Origin of the sequence: Oleidesulfovibrio sp., from assembly GCF_047973035.1 — a bacterium.
Lineage (GTDB): Bacteria > Desulfobacterota > Desulfovibrionia > Desulfovibrionales > Desulfovibrionaceae > Oleidesulfovibrio.
Genome location: NZ_JBKEBF010000004.1, coordinates 14,635 through 31,518 on the forward strand (window position 1 = coordinate 14,635; position 16,884 = coordinate 31,518).

At 48.5% G+C, this 16,884-nt stretch carries 16 protein-coding genes and 1 pseudogene; 8 read left to right on the forward strand and 9 right to left on the reverse strand.

The annotated features are described in order from the left end of the window. Positions 1-175 precede the first annotated feature (175 nt). From ACK5LI_RS00475 to ACK5LI_RS00490, 4 genes are read right to left on the reverse strand one after another with little or no spacing between them, the layout of a single operon-like run. Positions 176-784, reverse strand: coding sequence for an FmdE family protein (locus tag ACK5LI_RS00475; RefSeq protein ID WP_416945666.1), 609 nt, complete (start codon positions 782-784; stop codon positions 176-178). 10 nt (positions 785-794) lie between these two features. After that, complete coding sequence (locus tag ACK5LI_RS00480; protein WP_416945667.1) at positions 795-1,550, reverse strand: ABC transporter ATP-binding protein; 756 nt, start codon at positions 1,548-1,550, stop codon at positions 795-797. Between the two features lie 10 nt (positions 1,551-1,560). Then, positions 1,561-2,631, reverse strand: coding sequence for a FecCD family ABC transporter permease (locus ACK5LI_RS00485; RefSeq protein WP_416945668.1), 1,071 nt, complete (start codon positions 2,629-2,631; stop codon positions 1,561-1,563). Position 2,632: 1 nt separating this feature from the next. Further along, entirely contained in the window at positions 2,633-3,745 is a 1,113-nt protein-coding gene (locus tag ACK5LI_RS00490; RefSeq protein WP_416945669.1) for an iron ABC transporter substrate-binding protein, read from the reverse strand. Between the two features lie 196 nt (positions 3,746-3,941). Between ACK5LI_RS00490 and ACK5LI_RS00495 the strand changes: the two genes are divergently transcribed. From ACK5LI_RS00495 to ACK5LI_RS00520, 6 genes and pseudogenes are all read left to right on the forward strand, one after another. Beyond that, the gene (locus ACK5LI_RS00495) at positions 3,942-4,931 is read left to right on the forward strand and encodes an amidoligase family protein (RefSeq protein WP_416945670.1); all 990 of its coding nucleotides are present in this window, start codon (positions 3,942-3,944) and stop codon (positions 4,929-4,931) included. After that, positions 4,928-5,740: a gamma-glutamyl-gamma-aminobutyrate hydrolase family protein gene (locus ACK5LI_RS00500; RefSeq protein WP_416945671.1), complete on the forward strand. Its 813-nt coding sequence runs from the start codon at positions 4,928-4,930 to the stop codon at positions 5,738-5,740. Before ACK5LI_RS00495 ends, ACK5LI_RS00500 begins: the two co-directional genes overlap by 4 nt. Further along, positions 5,682-7,234, forward strand: a pseudogene (locus ACK5LI_RS00505) (pyruvate formate lyase family protein). Before ACK5LI_RS00500 ends, ACK5LI_RS00505 begins: the two are co-directional and overlap by 59 nt. A gap of 17 nt (positions 7,235-7,251) precedes the next feature. Beyond that, complete coding sequence (locus ACK5LI_RS00510) at positions 7,252-7,455, forward strand: pyruvate formate lyase family protein (protein WP_416945706.1); 204 nt, start codon at positions 7,252-7,254, stop codon at positions 7,453-7,455. Beyond that, positions 7,456-7,803 carry a glycine radical domain-containing protein gene (locus ACK5LI_RS00515; RefSeq protein WP_416945672.1) on the forward strand — a complete coding sequence of 116 codons (348 nt, stop codon included), beginning with the start codon at positions 7,456-7,458 and terminating at the stop codon, positions 7,801-7,803. A gap of 338 nt (positions 7,804-8,141) precedes the next feature. Further along, positions 8,142-8,558, forward strand: a complete 417-nt coding sequence (locus ACK5LI_RS00520; RefSeq protein ID WP_416945673.1) for a hypothetical protein — start codon at positions 8,142-8,144, stop codon at positions 8,556-8,558. A gap of 68 nt (positions 8,559-8,626) precedes the next feature. Here ACK5LI_RS00520 and ACK5LI_RS00525 read toward each other — a convergent pair whose 3' ends face one another. The 4 genes from ACK5LI_RS00525 to ACK5LI_RS00540 form a co-directional block, all read right to left on the reverse strand. After that, complete coding sequence (locus tag ACK5LI_RS00525; protein WP_416945674.1) at positions 8,627-8,848, reverse strand: hypothetical protein; 222 nt, start codon at positions 8,846-8,848, stop codon at positions 8,627-8,629. Between the two features lie 288 nt (positions 8,849-9,136). Next, positions 9,137-11,629, reverse strand: coding sequence for a Lon protease family protein (locus ACK5LI_RS00530; RefSeq protein ID WP_416945675.1), 2,493 nt, complete (start codon positions 11,627-11,629; stop codon positions 9,137-9,139). Between the two features lie 11 nt (positions 11,630-11,640). Continuing rightward, a complete protein-coding gene (locus ACK5LI_RS00535) occupies positions 11,641-12,072 on the reverse strand; it encodes an Hsp20/alpha crystallin family protein (RefSeq protein ID WP_416945676.1) in 432 nt (143 codons plus the stop codon). Between the two features lie 164 nt (positions 12,073-12,236). Next, entirely contained in the window at positions 12,237-12,518 is a 282-nt protein-coding gene (locus ACK5LI_RS00540) for a peptidylprolyl isomerase (protein ID WP_416945677.1), read from the reverse strand. Positions 12,519-12,672: 154 nt separating this feature from the next. Here ACK5LI_RS00540 and ACK5LI_RS00545 point away from each other — a divergent pair, with 154 nt between their 5' ends. Further along, positions 12,673-14,115, forward strand: coding sequence for a 30S ribosomal protein S1 (locus ACK5LI_RS00545; RefSeq protein ID WP_416945678.1), 1,443 nt, complete (start codon positions 12,673-12,675; stop codon positions 14,113-14,115). Between the two features lie 61 nt (positions 14,116-14,176). Here ACK5LI_RS00545 and ACK5LI_RS00550 read toward each other — a convergent pair whose 3' ends face one another. Next, on the reverse strand, positions 14,177-15,145 hold the full coding sequence (locus ACK5LI_RS00550) for an alpha/beta hydrolase (RefSeq protein ID WP_416945679.1): 969 nt from the start codon (positions 15,143-15,145) through the stop codon (positions 14,177-14,179). A gap of 161 nt (positions 15,146-15,306) precedes the next feature. On the opposite strand from ACK5LI_RS00550, the gene ACK5LI_RS00555 reads away from it, so the two are divergent. Further along, on the forward strand, positions 15,307-16,749 hold the full coding sequence (locus ACK5LI_RS00555) for a Do family serine endopeptidase (protein ID WP_416945680.1): 1,443 nt from the start codon (positions 15,307-15,309) through the stop codon (positions 16,747-16,749). Positions 16,750-16,884: the final 135 nt, after the last annotated feature.

Below are 16,884 nucleotides of genomic sequence, written 5' to 3' on the forward strand. Positions count from 1 at the left end.
ATCTCCGAAGAAAAAATAACCATAAGCCGCATGCGGCATGCATGCGGCGCCCCCAAACTGCTCAAAACAACTCTATGACAGTTGAAACAAATTCTCAATAATCTTTACGCGCCTGAGCATGCACAAAACTAACATAATTTATGCAAACAAGCACAATGCTGATATGAAAGTACTGCTACATTTTTTGTTCAACTTTCATAAAGCATGGAATGCACAGCACCTTACCGGAGAAACGTCTTGTACGGGACTCCATGGAATATTCCCCGCAACATTCACATTGCAGACTTTCCAGAATAACCGCTTTTCTGGGCGGCATAGACCATTCTGAGACAATAAACATTTCATCCAGAGGCATAGCGTAATACGCATCCTGAATTTCATTACGCAACCTTTTAAGCGTCTCCGCTTCGCCTTCTGTAATTACGCCCTCTGCCTGCCTTTTCATCAGACGAGTCATTGCTGCTCTGTTAATCTCCCGCATGTTGGGCTTAAGCAAAGCGCGAAACCCGTTGCCAGATATCCGGTCGTAAAAACAAAAAGCCATTTTCCCATAATCACGATGAATCAGATTGCCTTTACCCAGGGTGCAACCTGTCAGAAACTGAATAGCATCCACACCGCACATATCAGTTTCAACCACTGCTACCATATCAATGTCAGCGGGCTCTCCCAGCTTCTGTATCGCCAGCTCGGCAGCACGAACACCGATGCTCAAGCCGGGGCAGCTATGCCCGTGAAATGAAATGACTTGATCCAGCACTTCTCCGGGAATTAAACAAGACATTTTGCTCTCCTTATGCAGCAGGAACGACAGTTGGCACCCCGCCGAGGTTATGGACTGTTACAGAAACTCCGTAGACAGCCTCGATAACGTCAGAACACACATCAGCAACAGCAACTTCGGCAAAAACAGTTCCGCCTTTCACAAACAGCGCCCTGTCCGCATACCTCAGTGCCGTATTCAGATCGTGCATAGTCATGACAGCAGCAATCCCATGGCCGTCAATGACATGTCTCAGCATCTTCATTATTTCAATCTGGCTCCGCATATCCAGCGAACTGGTCGGTTCGTCCAGAAGAAGCAGTTGCGGCTCCTGCACCATGGCACGGGCAATGCACACTTTCTGCAACTCCCCTCCGCTAAGCTGATCCACATAGCGTAACGCCAGCCCCTCAAGGCCGAGACGTCTGATTGCAGTATCTGTAATCGTCAGGTCACGCTCAGAAGCATTCCATCTGATGTGCGGTTTACGGCCCATCAGTACTGCATCAAAAACAGTCATTCTTGCCGTTTCCGAACGCTGGGCAACATACCCCACCTTCAGAGCTATTTCATGAGGGGTCATAGTCAGTAAGTTGCGACGTTCAACCATCACAGCCCCACCGGAGGGCTTATGTATGGCATTCAGACATTTGAGCAACGTAGTCTTTCCGACCCCGTTCGGACCCAGAATGGCCACAAGCTCGCCGGCATGAATATGAAAGCCGACATCATGTAACACCTGACGTTCGTTGTAAGAAAAGCCCAGTTTCTGGACATCTAATGTCATACTTTCCTCGCTAACGTTTATACCCTTTCACTATCAGCCAAAGAAATGCGGGAGCCCCCATAAAGGCAGTAAGCACTGAGACAGGAAGAACATGTGGAGCCAGAACCAGACGGGCGGCGGTATCTGAGACAAGCAAAAGCAGAGCTCCGCCAACGACAGAAGCCGGCAACAGAAAACGATTGTCTCCCCCGATGATGCGACGAACCATATGAGGCACAACAAGACCGACAAAGCCGATGATGCCTAAAAACGAAATTATGACGGCAGTAAGAAGACTCGCAGCCAGCATACCCATAACGCGCACACGGGACACGCGGACTCCCAGCCCCATGGCTGTCTCGTCGCCCGTATCAATGGCATTATAGTTCCAGCTTTGCGTCATAAAAAAAACGACACAGCAAGCAGTTACTGCACAAAGCAGCCCTAGCTCATTCCATGAGGCCCGTGCGGTATCCCCGAAACTCCAGAAAACTATGGCCGCAAGCTGAACGTCATCTGCAAAAAATTGCAAAAACATCGTTCCTGCAGAAAACAATGCCCCCAAAGCGACACCGGTTAAAACCATAACCTCGGGCGTTGCCCCGCGCATGCGGGATATACCGATAATAACAAATGCAGCCAGCAGGCTGAAACCAAAAGCGGTTCCAGTGGTAAGAAAGGGGGAAGTAATCGTTACGGCTCCAACGGAGGTTGATGTCATCATGCCCCCGCCCAGAACCATCACTGACAGTGCAGCCCCAAATGCAGCGGCGTGCGATATACCCAGAGTAAAAGGTGAGCCAAGGGGGTTTCGTAATATAGACTGCATGGCGGCCCCTGCAACAGCCAGCCCTGCACCAGACACGACAGCGGCCAGCGCCTGAGGAAGCCGGATATTCCAGATGATAGCATCCACCCGCGGGGGTACGGAAAATCCAAGCAGACTACCAAGAACATCGCGCAGAGCAATATTCGCTGCACCCAGACTGACAGAAATAACAAGCGCAACGGCAAGACAGAGACCAAGCAGCAGAATAAAAAATACCCGCGTGGCCGTATATTTTCGGTACGCTTCCGGCACTACACCATCGTTAAAATGCATATCAGTTTACCGGAACAGGCTGAAATGCAAGGTTGTCAAAAGAGTTATTCAGTTTTTCAAAAACCGGCCTGCCCACCAGAAACGTATAAATTTCATCTGCCTTTTCCGCAGGGTTAACATCGCTGAACAAAGCAGGATACAATACTTTTCCTACAAAGTAGGCATTGGCAAGTATTGAGCCGAAGTTCTGTGTGTACCAGTTATAAGGTAACAGGCCATGTACATTACCGGCTTTTACTGCATTCAGAGTCTGATAGGCCGGATCACTTTTTAACTCTGCTACACCGTTGGCCTTGTCACCAAGGCGCAAGGTGGATAAGTCTACAAACAAGCAATCAGGATCCCACTCAACGATCTTCTCTTTTGCTACATCAGAATGCTTCAAACATTTTCCTGCTGAGTCCTGAACAGCCAGATTTTTTGCGTTTACAAACTCAAACGGCGGGTACCCGGGTTCTGTGGATTGAAACCCATGCGGCCCTTTAAAAGCAATACCGCCTACAAAAACAGACTGTTGCTCAGAGGGGGCAACATGCGCCGTGCGCTTATGTAAATCAGCAATCGCAGATTCAAAAAACGCTATGACCTCTTCTGCACGCTGACTTTTGCCTGTCACGCGCCCCATCACCCTTAAACTATGGAATAAAGCCTGCCTATTCTCACCCAGATCGCCATAATCCAGAACGATAACGGGAATGCCGGTTTTAAGCTGTAATTCTTTGGGATCGTACCCCATACTGCTGGTGTATGTTTTAAAGATAACTTCAGGTTGGGGCTCAAGCGAGAGTATCAATTCCGGGTTATCATGCCCCCTGAACTCACCGAAGATAGGTAATTTTTTAAACTCGGGATGAGCCAGAGCATAAGGACGTGTGTCAAATTTGGCTCTTTTAACTTCCATGTCGTCAACTGCAACGGCCAGACTTTCTGCTTCAATGTATGTCAAAAGCCGTAAGCACCCGGAGCCGGAACAGACAACTTTTGTAACAGGTGTTGAGGAAGTAAGGGGCTGACCAGTGGCATCAACCACGTCAGGGAAGATTCCCGCATGAGCCGGAGAACACAGCATAGTCAGAGACAGAACAAGCATTCCGAGAACAAGCAGTTTTCGCATGAAACCTCCGGACTTCAGCAGCCTTTTAAAGCCAGTGTTACAAATTTTATTTTTTTCACCCCCATACAATGCGTATAACGTCAGGTCAACAACCACTTACTTCATTTTACGCTACATTGTTATATGGTTGCCTACCCCGAAACAATGCCTACATTCAAAGACAGCCAAAGCGAATAGTATGAAAACAGGAGTTCACATGCCGGACAGAGTTAGATTTGCCATGCCGCCCATAATGCACAACGCAGCCGGAGAAATACGAAAAGTGGGCTTTGAACTGGAGTTTACAGGAGTCCAGCTGCTGGATGTGGCACAGGATGTAGCAGACATTTTTGGAGGAAAGGCCGAACGTCAGAGCAACTACATTTACAAAGTTTCAAACACCCGCTTCGGCGATTTCACACTTGAAGTAGATGCTTCTCAACTGAAAAGTGAAAAATACAAAGACCTTTTGTCAGAGCTGGGATTTGATCTTGATATTGAAACCTTGAACTCTCTGGACTCGTTATTGCTAAAAATTGCCTCGCTGGCAGTTCCCTTTGAACTGGTAATGCCGCCAGTCCCGTTAACGGAGTTGCAAGAGCTAAGCTGCCTTGAAAGCATACTCAGAAGAAGAGCAGCCAGAGGAACCCGAGACTCTCTACTGTATGCTTTTGCCATGCAGTTCAATCCGGAGCTCCCAAGCTTTGAGCCTGCGGTTATACTTGACCACATGAGAGCCTTTTTTGTTCTTCAGCACTGGCTTGAGCTTGAAATGGATATTGATATCTCACGCAGGCTTTCCCCTTTTATTGATTCTTTCCCCGAAGCATATATACGAAAAGTGCTGAAAGCAGATTACACCCCCGACCTTAGGCAGTTGATCGACGATTACCTGCAGTATAACCCGACAAGAAACAGGCCGCTGGATATGACATGTCTGTTTGCTCACCTTGATTATGACCGGGTGATAAGCAAGGTTGAGGAGCCTCACCTTGTTAAGCCGCGCCCGACATTTCACTTCAGAATGCCGGACTGCAGAATAGACGAACCATCATGGAGCATGGCTCTGGAGTGGAACAGATGGGTGAACGTTGAACAACTGGCAGCGGACAAAACCGAGTTGCGTAAAGTTTGTGATGCGTATCTTGCAACGCCTCCGAGCATCGGATCCATACTGCAAGAACTTTCAGACTGGATTGCGTCATGAGAAAACCGCTGATTGTTGTCACAACGCCGGATAACGGAGGAACAGCATCATGGCTGTGTATTAAGCTGGGCATTTTGCTGGCCGGTGGCAAAGCGTTGCGGGCAAGTCCTTCAAACCCGCCGGATTTGCACCTCGCAGACGGACTGGTTGTCAGCGGCGGAGCTGACGTGTTCCCCGAATTGTACGGACAGGAGAAGCTTGAAGAGGAAAGACAGATTGAAACATCGTTGGCAACATTCTGGGTCTACAAACTCAAAAGCGCATGCGTAGCCATACTACTTTTACTGTTACGTCGTGTATTCAGCCTTAAGCAGCGACCGCAGCACGACAGACAAAGAGACTCGCTTGAAACGGCTCTCATTCAACAGGCAATAAAGCAAGGCCTGCCCGTGCTTGGAATCTGCCGGGGAATGCAACTGCTAAATGTCGTCAGGGGAGGCACGCTGCATCAATCAATTGTCGATTTTTACGAGGACGTCCGCCACCCGAACACTGTATTGCCCCACAAAAAGGTTCATATCTGCAACGGGTCAAAGCTTCAGTGTTTTTTTACTTCCCCTACCATCATGGTAAACGCGCTGCATCGGCAGGCGGTAGACAAGCTGGGGATAAACCTTAGCGTTTCAGCAATGGACGAGGCTGGTGTTCCTCAGGCCATCATGGATGAGCAACATCCTTTTTTCGTAGGCGTCCAATGGCACCCTGAATACCTTCTTCAGCTGAAATCTCAACGCCATCTGTTTGCCAGCCTTGTCTACAACGCCAAAGAGTATAGAAGAACTGCATCCGGCCATACCAAATCGGCCTGAACTACCCCATATTGCCGAAAGCCGTGACGAGCTTGAGACCCTCGGCACACGGCCTCAGGACCCTTATGAAATAACTGAAGAAGACAAGAGAACTCTTCGGAATGAAATATTTCCATTCTGGGAAGACAAGTCACTTGATGAAGCCAGTGAGCAGGCATTCCGGGAAGAGGGGTTATGGGAATTCTCGGCAGAAGCATGCATAAGCGACCTTTCCTATCACCACACAAGTGGCGGCGGAGATACCAGTCCCGGATATGATATCATTCTGTTTACTAAAGGTATTAACGGAATAAAAGCCGGAGCGGAGCTATGCCTTGCCCGGTTGTCTCCTGATATAGAAGAAAACCAAAAAAAAATCTGGTTCTATCAGGCTGCAATTGAAACCTGTAATGGCATATTGATATATGCCGATCGCCTGTCTGCATACGCAAAAGAACTTGCTGAAGCAGAGCAAAATCCAGAACGACAAAAAGAATTACTTGCAATCGCTGATGTCAATGCCCGCGTTCCCGCCAATCCGCCACAGACATTCCATTAAGCATTACAGGCGATATGGACGATTCAGTCTCTTTTTCTGCTGGAAGAAAACCAGTGCAGCACCTCTCTTGGCCGTTTCGACCAATACGTCTTTCCCTGCTACCAGTCCGATATTAAATCCGGTTCTCTGACAACTGAGCAAGCATTTGAACTGATGAGCTGCTTCATCATTAACTGCTCGGAAATGATCTGGTATACCCCCGGCGCGACTGCCAAATACTTTGCCGGTTATATGCCGTTCATCAATATATGCGTAGGTGGTCAAAAAAGGCACGGCGGAGATGCAACCAAAGACCTGACCTATCTGATTATGGATGCCGTACGTGCCGTGGGCGTTTACCAACCTTCACTCTCATGCCGGATTCACAACCAGTCACCGGACATCTATCTGCAAAAATTGCAGAAGTTATTAAAGCTGGCAGCGGGATGCCTGCGTGCCACTTTGACGATGCTCATATAAAAATCATGCTTCGCAAAGGCTTCGATTTTGAGGATGCACGCGATTATTGCCTGATGGGATGTGTGGAACCACAAAAATCAGGCCGTATTCACCAATGGACCGCAGGCGGCTTTACCCAGTGGCCCGTTGCCATCGAACTGGTTTTCAACCGCGGCATACTCAATTCATATGATGAGCAAAATGTTGGTGTAGACACCGGCGATATTGAAGAGCTACGAACTTATGAAGAATTCGAAGCCGCTGTAAAAAAACAAATTGATTACATTATAGAAATGACTGCAAAGGGAACTGTCATCAACCAGAAGCTGGTTCGCGATATGGCTCCCAATCCCTACATGTCTCTATTTGTAGATGGATGCATGCAAAGCGGCAAAGACGTTACTGACGGTGGAGCCGTTCTTTACGATGGCCCCGGAACTATCTGTGCCGGACTCGGCACCTATACAGACAGCATGTCTGCCATTAAGCAGCTTGTTTTTGATAAAAAAACTCCCTGACCGAAATTAAAAAGGCGATTGATGCCAACTGGGCAGGACATGAGCAAACTCGGAAAGACTGTCTGAAAGCACCGAAGTACGGAAACGATGACGACTATGCCGACTACCTTGCTAAAGACATTGTGGACTACACTGAAAAAGCAATGAACCGGCAAAAAACACTCTACGCTCGAATGATCCACGGAACGCTTTCGCAGTCTTTCAACACGCCTCTTGGCTAAATGATTGCAGCAACTCCTGACGGGCGCTTCTCCGGACAACCGCTTTCAGACGGAAAGAGCCCTTCGCAAGGTGCTGATACCAAAGGTCCTACTGCCATCATAAAATCAGTAGCGAAAATTAATGTCGAATCTATGAGTCTGGGCATGTCACATAACTTTAAGCTGCTTCACGGCTCGCTGGAAACACCGCAAGGCGAAGCCGGTCTTATTGCACTATTGCGCACGGCTTCGATAGTGGGCAATGCCCAGATGCAGTTTAACTACATAGATAACGAAACCCTGCTGGCTGCACAGCAAATATCGAGATCTTATTATACGCGCTGCCGGATACAGCGCCTTTTTTGTTGAGCTATGCAAAGAAGTTCAAGATGAAATCATAAGCAGGACGATGCTGGCAAACTAAACTACAAACTTTGTTTTACCGCCCGCTTTAAAATTAAGCGGCATCCGTGCCTATGCCATGGATGCCGCTATCCCATAATACATATTGGCGTCGTCAGAGCTACATGCGTGCACAGATGCCAAATCCCCTAGCCCACCACGTTGTTATCTACAGAGCGTGCGGTCCAGCTCCCTTCAGGTAGACCTGACGAAGTCGATATAACAGCCCACGTACGCCATTGCCCTTTCAAGACCTCTAAGCTATGTCTACTTGCTGTTTTTTAAACAGCTACACATGCTGATTCATGACTGACGATACCTTAACAGCCGGAGAGACAACCATGGGGTTCAAAGAAATATACTATTTATTTGATGGCTTTTTTCTGCTGCTGGGCATTACCGTGCTGCTGCTGCAGATTTTCATAATGCGCTTCAAAAAAAACAGAGACTTACTGGCAATTTCAGGAGTAATCGGTTCACCAATACTGATTCTGGCAATATGCTGGATAATATGGGGAAGGTATAGTCTCACTCAGGCTACTTTGAATGCGGTTACACAGCATGATCCTGCAGTATCAATTGTTACGTTTGACAAACATGTGCTTAAAGAACCTGTAATATTTAAACACAAAAACGTCAGATATATTATAGACAACGCTGCCGCAGAAAAAAAATACTATCTGCCCTGGCGGTTACTGCCTGTCAGAAGTAATTCCATGTAAGACGTAAACAGTACAGGGGGACGCAACGTGTTGCGTCCCCCTGTACTGTCTAAACCTGTAAAGAAAGTTTACTTGGGATTTTTCTCAAAAAAACAAGCCCGTCTGGCCACTTCGTCAATCAGTTTACCCGCCATTTGCTTATACTCTGAAGAAAGATCGGACCAAGGGACACTATAGTTTTCTTTACACATACAGTCCTGCTCTACATCAACATAAAGGCTTCCTCCCTCCGCAGCCTCTATCTCAACGCGTTTCCCGTCAGGCATCTGTAAAACAACAGCCAGCTTCACAGCTCCTTCTCGTGGTGCAACCATAACGCTTCTCCTGTAAAAGATAAGGTAGGCTGAGGGAGCATAACAAAAAGCAACGCTCATGCAACGCTGTGCAGTTAAACAGTTACCACATTGTGAACAAAATAACGTCCGATCAGATCTTCATACTTAGCCAGCTATACACGCCTTTTCTTAGATCTCCATCAGGTTCCGGCTTCCGGCATACCTCATTGTGAATTAAAGAATTTCTGTTTTCTATATTCACAGCATTCTTCATAAAAACGGCCCCGTCAGGGGCCGTATGCATTACTCTGCAGTGGGCTTTTTACCCGAACCTGCTTTTTTTGCAGGCTTCTTCTTTGCGTCATTTTTTTCACCAAACGCTTTCAGCCCTTGTGCAAGTTCATTGAGCCTGTCGTCTACAAGCTGGTAGATTGACCCCTTCGGGTAGCTACCGTTTTTACCCCGCAAGCCCGCAGAAACACCTGTAAGCACCTCAATGCCTTGATCAATATGGTCTACAGCCCATATTGAAAACTTACCGTTTTTCACAGCATCCACTATATGTTCCCGCAGCATCAGGTCCTTCACATTTGCTTTGGGAATCATAACCCCTTGTGTTCCAGTAAGGCCCTTCTTTTCGCAGCAAGAGAAAAAGCCCTCAATCTTCTCGTTTACCCCTCCGATGGGCTGCACTTCACCACGCTGGTTAACAGAACCTGTAACAGCAATTCCTTGTTTAATGGGAACCCCGCTCAGGCTGGAAAACAACGCGTATAATTCCGTCGAAGAAGCAGAATCTCCGTCAACACCGCCATACGACTGCTCAAAAGCAATAGAAGCTGCCAACGTCAAAGGCTTATCCTGAGCAAATTTCTGCCGTAAGAAACCGGCAAGAATCAGCATCCCTTTATTATGAATCGCGCCGGAAAGGTCAGACTCACGTTCAATATTAATAATACCTTCTCTGCCCATCGCTGTGTTGGCGGTAATGCGCGAAGGTTTGCCAAACATATAGTCGCCAAAGGAATACACAGCCAGCCCGTTCACCTGACCTACAACGGCGCCATCCGTATCAATAAAGACACTGCCGCGATCAATCATCTCCTGAAGCTTTTCTTCCATCAGGCTTGCCCGATCAATACGAGCCTTAATAGCTTCGTTCACATGCTTTGCCTGCACACGGGCAGATTCTGCAAGTCTGGCTACATGACTGGATTCTTCCATAATGTCTCGTAACACAGGAAAGGCCGTAGATATTTTCTCCTGCCTTCCTGCATAACGCACACCTTCTTCCATCAGCTGGGCTACAGCAGTCTTATCAAAAGGAAGCAGCCCCTGTGCCCTGCCAAACGTCTTCATCAGCTTGGCGATTTCTACTATGGCTTCTTCATCCCGTATCATGCTGGAGTCAAAGTCCGCGCGTATCTTGAAAACCTTGGTCATATCCTGATCATAGTGCCGCAACATGTGATAAAGCTGCGGGGTAGCCAGAACAACGACTTTCACTTCCATTTTAATAGGTTCCGGCTTCAATCCGGAAGTGGTTACAAAATACCACGGGTCAAAAGTCTGAATTTCAGTCTCGGCATTTTTTAGTGCCCGCTTCAGAGTTTGCCACACCCCCGGCTCCATTATGGCATCCATCAGGTTAAGTACCAGATAGCCGCCATTAGCCTTAATAAACGAACCGGACATAATCTTGGTAAAATCAGTGCGCCACACCCCGCCGCGATCCATCACCCTGTCAATACCACCAAAAAGGTTACGGTATGTGGGATAAGATTCGACTATGACAGGACGTCCCTTTCTTTCCGCGTTATCCACAATCAGGTTTACCTGATACGGATGCAGAATAGGCTCGGCGGGAATCGGCATCATGGGCATGCCCGGCATACCCTGCGGGGTCTGACCGATCATACGTATCGAGTCCAGATTTTCCGCCATGTCGTGCAGCATACTATCCAGATGCTTTTGCACTTTTTCATCTTTAAACTGGTCATACAAAGGCTGAGCCAGCTCTGCAGCGGAGTTGCTGAACATCAGCTTATCCACTTCTTCGCTCTTCTTTTTCACCTCTTTCTGCAGATGACGCACTTCAAGAAAAATCGTATCGATTTCTTCTTTTAGTTCCTTATATTTCACTTTCAATGCATCAAACTCTTCCTGAGGAAACCGGCCCTTATCAACCAGCTCTTCCAGCTTCATCAAATGAACCGGCTCGCCGTCCACCAACGGAACAATATCAGGCCGCTGCACCTGCCCCATCTGCATATTAACAAGGACAAAACCGGCATCACGCACACGCGCCTCAAGATTTTTAAAGAAATCACGAGTCTTCTTATCATGTGCTTCAATGATTTCGTTTTTACTGTTGATATACTCCTGACTCTCAAACAATTGAGGTAGTTCACGTTTCACATCTTCAAGAAACTGCTGCACAGCCTCTTTAAACTTTCTTCCGTTTCCGGCCGGAAAACGGAGTAAGTAAGGTTCATCGGAATTATCAAAGTTATTTACGTAGCACAGGTCATCCGGAGTTTTTTCATCTGTTGTATGGCTTTTCAGCAGACGCTTTACCATGGCAAGCTTTCCGACTCCGGCTGCACCGGTTACAAATATATTGTAGCCTTTTGCATCAATCCCCATCCCCATACGAAAAGCATCCACACCCCGGCGCTGACCGATAATTTTTTCCTGCTCTTCTAATTCATCGGTAGAGTTAAAAGGAAGAGCATCAGGATTCAAAGTCCACCGCAACTGTTCAACAGGAACTACAGGATTCTGTTTGCTGCTCATATCGTTCTCCATTACTCGCCGGTTTGCTTGACCTTTACGGGGATACGCCGCGACTCGGCGCGCTTGCATTTAGGCATCCGTACTCTGACTACGTCGGCATCCTGCTCTGCTTCAACTTCTTCTGTACGTACTTTGCACGGCAGGCGAAATTTTGTCTCATAAATGCTTCGCTGGCTGGAACAGGCACATAAATCATTCCTTTCATACCGTAACGTCAGCATTTCGTTGGAAACGTAAACTTCTACCTCTTCCGGCTTAACATCAGAAATCCGAACGTCAACGATAACCATGTCATCGTTTTCAACCATCTGCACTGCAGGCTCCATAAAAGGCTTACATACTGAAGGCAGACCAAACTCTGTACACAACCGGTCAAACATCCGGTCGCTTTCAGACTTTATCCGCTGAAGCTCCGCATTTTTCCATATTTTTAGATTAGGCATGGCCTTTTCCCTCCTGAACACGGTAGAAAGATTCGTACTTTCATTAGTACACCAGAAAAAAGGCCAAGTGAATGAAAATAAACAAAAACAGGAATAATTTCAGCCGGAGGAATAAAAAAAGGCACCCGAAGGTGCCTTGAAAACGTCGAGAAGTATAAAAAAGACTACTCGGAACGTTCGGTGATTTCCAACAGGTGGTAGCCGAACTGGGTACGCACAGGACCGTGCACAACGTTCAGGGCATCACGGAAAACGACTTCGTCAAATTCCGGTACCATCTGGCCCTGACGGAACTGACCAAGGTCACCGCCTCTGCGGCCGGAAGGGCAGCGGGAGTGTTCGCGGGCTATATCGGCAAAAGCTTCACCGGCTTCGATGCGCTTTTTCAGTTCGTTGCAGGCTTCTTCGGTTTCAACAAGAATGTGTCTTGCCTTTGCAGTTTGCATATCGACCTCCTATTTGTCGTCGCATGTATGAAGATGCTTATTTGCCATGACAAGAAGCCGGATGCAACATGATTCACCTTGCGTCAGGCGAACTGTCGGAGTATATCCCCGTTTGCGAACGCGTGAACGCGTATTTTTTAGGAGGCAAACCCCCATGACTGACGAACAAAGCCAGGCAGGCGTAGAAAATTTTGAAGACCTGCTCGACCAATACACCCCTGAAGAAGGCTCCACTCTGCGAGTCGGCGAAAAGGTAAAAGGCACAATCGTCGCAATAGACGATTCCAGCGTGTTTATTGCTACCGGCTCCAAAGTTGACGGCATTGTTGAAGCCGACGAAATGAAAGACGCTGAAGGCAATATGACCTGTGCCGTAGGAGACGAGCTGGATCTTTACGTTATCGCCATTGCACACGGTGAAGTACGTCTTTCCCGTTCTGCCGGAAGCGCAGGCAGCGCACTGGCTCTTGCGGAAGCATTTGAGAATGCAATTCCCGTAGAGGGCAAAGTTGCCGGCCAGTGCAAAGGCGGCTTTAACGTAGAAGTAATGCACCGCCGTGCATTCTGCCCCGTCAGCCAGATTGACAACAGGTTTGTCGAAAATCCGGAAGAATACGTCGGCCAGACCTTGCAGTTCATGATTACCCGTTGCGAAAACAATGGCCGTAACGTGGTCGTTTCCCGCAGAACACTGCTTGAAGCACAGCAGGAAGAAAGCCGTAACGAGTTCATGAAAACTCTGAACGAAGGCGATGTGGTTGACGTTCGCGTTACCCGCCTGACAAACTTCGGTGCTTTTGCAGAACTGGCTCCCGGCGTGGAAGGTCTTATCCACATTTCCGAGCTGGGCTGGGCACGCGTTCAGAGTGCTGATGAAGCCGTATCGCAGGGTGACGCACTGCGTGCAAAAGTGCTGAAGATCGACACTACTGAAAAAGGCCTGCGCATCGCTCTTTCGGTAAAGCAGGTAATGGAAGACCCCTGGAACACCATTGCGGACCGCCTTGCTGCCGGCAGTGTTGTAGAAGGTAAAGTGGTACGCTGCACCCCCTTCGGTGCTTTTGTAGAAGTACTCCCCGGCATTGAAGGTCTGGTTCATATCAGCGAAATGTCATGGACCAAGCGCATCATGAACGCTGAAGACGTTGTGACTGCAGGCGATAAAGTTTCTGTAAAGATCAAAGACATCGACGCTTCCAAGCGCCGCATCAGCTTAAGCCTGCGCGAAGCCGAAGGCGACCCGTGGGAAAACGTTGCTGAAACATTTGCCCCCGGCACAGAAGTAACCGGCAAAGTGGAAAAATGCGCTAAATTCGGCGTGTTCGTGAACATTGCTCCCGGCGTTACCGGCCTGCTGCCCCAGTCCCGCATCAGCGCAGCTCCCAAATCCGGCCTTGCCAACTGCAAACCCGGTGACACCGTGACTCTTGCAGTGCTGGAAGTAAATCCTGCAGAACGCAAAATAACCCTGACCACCAAGGACAACATGGAGCAGGAAGAAGTAGAAGTACCTTCTGCTTACCGCGCTCAGCCTAAAGCATCCGGCGGGTTCGGCACGCTTGGACAGGCTCTTCAGAACGCACTGAAAAAGAAGTAAGCATAGCTTACCTCTCATTCTGATATTCAAAAGGGGGATTATAAGCCCCCTTTTTTACGCCTCAAAAAATTCCGGTTACCCTTCTTGCAAATGCTCCGGCCTTTACCAGAGCATTTTTCCCCTGCGCAAACTGCACATACATGCTGGCAAAGCCGTGCACTGTCGGAAACAAATGAAGCTCAACGTCATTTCCCGCTTCTTTCAAAGCAGTTGCATATAGTTCCCCGTCCGATCGCACAGGATCAAAAACAGCATTAAAAATTCCGGCAGGAGCCACTCCGCCAAGATTTGCAGCATAGACAGGTGATAATTCCGGATTCGCTTTATCCGCCCCTTCAGGAAGATACTGGTCATAGTACCAAATCACAGCCTCTTCCGTCAGGCCACACCCCGTTGCACACTGAGTATGCGAAGGCCCCGAGCACATCATATCCAAGCAAGGGTAAAACAGAATCTGACCACATACATTGCAAATTCGCTTATCACGAGCATACAGAGCAAGTGCAGCTGCCAGTTGTCCACCCGCACTGTCTCCGGCCACTATCACCCTGCTACTGTCAATAAAGTCCAGCTCAGCGCCGTCAGTCAGCCACTCCAAAGCGGCTATACAGTCCTGCATTGCTCCCGGATAACGCACCTCAGGAGCCAGTCTGTAATCAACAGCCACAACCGGCAGACCACTTTCTTTTGCAAGCCCTCTGCAAAAACAATCGTGTGATTCCAGACTGCCTTTTACAAAGCCCCCTCCATGCATAAACAAAATAACGGGCATACCGGTTTTACCTGTCGGATCATATAATCGCAGCGTGACCTTACGACCGGCAACCGAAACGGCATATTCTCTGATTGCCGCCATTTCCGGCGCCTGTGCTGCATCGGCAGTAAGGCGCAACTCATAATCGCTACGAATATCTGTAAGTGCCATCTCAGCCAGACGGTTCCCCCCGCCCGCTGCTGCAGTCTGAGCAGCTTTAGCTAAAAAATCAGCTGTCTGTTCATCCATAGGGGGGTATCCTTTGATATGTATCATAACGCTATCCTCATAATTTTACTCATGCTACAATGTAGCAAGATGATGAGTTCAAAAATTTCAACTGCCTGAAAGGTTTACAATAAAGAAGAACGTTATATTATTTAGTGCATTGCCACTGTCGTCTGCACCTGATAACGACAGTTTACAAGGAGAATCGTATGGAACGAATCGCAAAACGTTTGCAACTGACTGTTCTGACATCCATAATTATGTTTACAGTTTCGCTGGCTCAAGCCGCCGAACTGCCTGACTTTACAAAACTGGCAGCGCAGACAGGCTCTGCGGTTGTAAACATCAACACTGAGAAAAACGTTCAGTCTCAGATTCCCGAGCAATTGCGGGAGCTTTTTCAAAACAGGCCCAAGGGGCTGCCTTTTGATGATTTTTTCAACCAATTTGAGCCTTTTTTCAACCAGCCCCAGCGCCCGCGCAAGCAACGCTCTCTGGGGTCGGGTTTTATAATCTCATCTGATGGTTACATTGTAACAAACAACCACGTCATCGCTGGTGCGGATGTCGTTTCCGTTAATGTAGAAAGCAAAGATGGCGAACCCGATACTTTTGTAGCAACCGTAGTCGGCACAGACGCAGAAACCGACCTTGCACTGCTGAAAATCGACGCCGGACGTCCGCTTGCCACGCTCAGCTTCGGCAACTCTGACAACATTCAGGTTGGGGAATGGGTTATGGCCATCGGCAACCCCTTCGGCCTCGACCACTCCGTTACTGCCGGTATTGTCAGTGCACTTGGCCGCGACATCCGTTCCGGACCATTTGATGACTTTATCCAAACTGACGCTTCCATCAACCCCGGCAACAGCGGCGGGCCTCTGATTAACAGCAAGGGGCAGGTAATAGGCATCAACACTGCAATCATTGCAAGTGGTCAGGGGATCGGTTTCGCTGTTCCCAGTAATCTTGCAAGACGCGTTATTGAGGAGCTGAAGACCAACAAGCGTGTTGCACGCGGCTGGATAGGGGTGACGATTCAGGATATCGACGAGAACACCGCCAAAGCGCTGGGTCTCAGCAACACCAAAGGCGCCCTGATCGGCAATGTGCTCACCGGAGAACCGGCTGACAAGGCCGGCATTCGCCCCGGCGATATTATCATCAAAGTAAACAGTACGAATATTACCGGCGCTTCAGACTTGCTGCGAACCATTGCGGCTATTAATCCCGGCGAAAAAGCAAAGGTAATAGCCATCCGCGGCGGAAAGCAACGCACCTTCACACTTACACTTGGAGAACGAGGCAAAGAAATAGCAGCACAGCAAGGCAGCTCACAGCAAAAACAGGAAAACGCCACTGGCGAACTGGGATTCCAATTACGCCAGATGACCAAGGAAGAAGCCGGCCGGTTACAGCTGGATTCTCCTCAGGGTCTCCTGATTGTCGGCATTGAGCGGAACTCTCCTGCCGCCATGGCAGAACTACGCCCCGGAGATGTCATCATGACGGCAAACCTGAAGCCCGTAAATACCATAGGCCAACTTCAGGAAGTGGTTGAAGGAGATGCCGCAAAGCGTGGTGCAATAATGTTGCAGATATATCGCCGCGGTGAACGCTTCTTCAGAACTCTGACATTAGACTCCAAATAATGTTGGTACCAGTTACAATACAAGGGGGAGCCTTTCGGCTCCCCTTTTCTTTTTCCTGCCTGCGGCATCTTGTCGAGAGCACGCATGATGCTTAGTGTTGGCTTTGGTCAATCATATTGATATGATTCCGCCCCG

What these genes read in the sequence shown, in the direction of transcription:
- ACK5LI_RS00475 (WP_416945666.1), bottom strand. Translation starts at nt 784, where the DNA reads ATGTCTTGTTTAATTCCCGGAGAAGTGCTGGATCAAGTCATTTCATTT.
- ACK5LI_RS00480 (WP_416945667.1), bottom strand. Translation starts at nt 1,550, where the DNA reads ATGACATTAGATGTCCAGAAACTGGGCTTTTCTTACAACGAACGTCAG.
- ACK5LI_RS00485 (WP_416945668.1), bottom strand. Translation starts at nt 2,631, where the DNA reads ATGCATTTTAACGATGGTGTAGTGCCGGAAGCGTACCGAAAATATACG.
- ACK5LI_RS00490 (WP_416945669.1), bottom strand. Translation starts at nt 3,745, where the DNA reads ATGCGAAAACTGCTTGTTCTCGGAATGCTTGTTCTGTCTCTGACTATG.
- ACK5LI_RS00495 (WP_416945670.1), top strand. Translation starts at nt 3,942, where the DNA reads ATGCCGGACAGAGTTAGATTTGCCATGCCGCCCATAATGCACAACGCA.
- ACK5LI_RS00500 (WP_416945671.1), top strand. Translation starts at nt 4,928, where the DNA reads ATGAGAAAACCGCTGATTGTTGTCACAACGCCGGATAACGGAGGAACA.
- ACK5LI_RS00515 (WP_416945672.1), top strand. Translation starts at nt 7,456, where the DNA reads ATGATTGCAGCAACTCCTGACGGGCGCTTCTCCGGACAACCGCTTTCA.
- ACK5LI_RS00520 (WP_416945673.1), top strand. Translation starts at nt 8,142, where the DNA reads ATGACTGACGATACCTTAACAGCCGGAGAGACAACCATGGGGTTCAAA.
- ACK5LI_RS00530 (WP_416945675.1), bottom strand. Translation starts at nt 11,629, where the DNA reads ATGAGCAGCAAACAGAATCCTGTAGTTCCTGTTGAACAGTTGCGGTGG.
- ACK5LI_RS00535 (WP_416945676.1), bottom strand. Translation starts at nt 12,072, where the DNA reads ATGCCTAATCTAAAAATATGGAAAAATGCGGAGCTTCAGCGGATAAAG.
- ACK5LI_RS00540 (WP_416945677.1), bottom strand. Translation starts at nt 12,518, where the DNA reads ATGCAAACTGCAAAGGCAAGACACATTCTTGTTGAAACCGAAGAAGCC.
- ACK5LI_RS00545 (WP_416945678.1), top strand. Translation starts at nt 12,673, where the DNA reads ATGACTGACGAACAAAGCCAGGCAGGCGTAGAAAATTTTGAAGACCTG.
- ACK5LI_RS00550 (WP_416945679.1), bottom strand. Translation starts at nt 15,145, where the DNA reads ATGATACATATCAAAGGATACCCCCCTATGGATGAACAGACAGCTGAT.
- ACK5LI_RS00555 (WP_416945680.1), top strand. Translation starts at nt 15,307, where the DNA reads ATGGAACGAATCGCAAAACGTTTGCAACTGACTGTTCTGACATCCATA.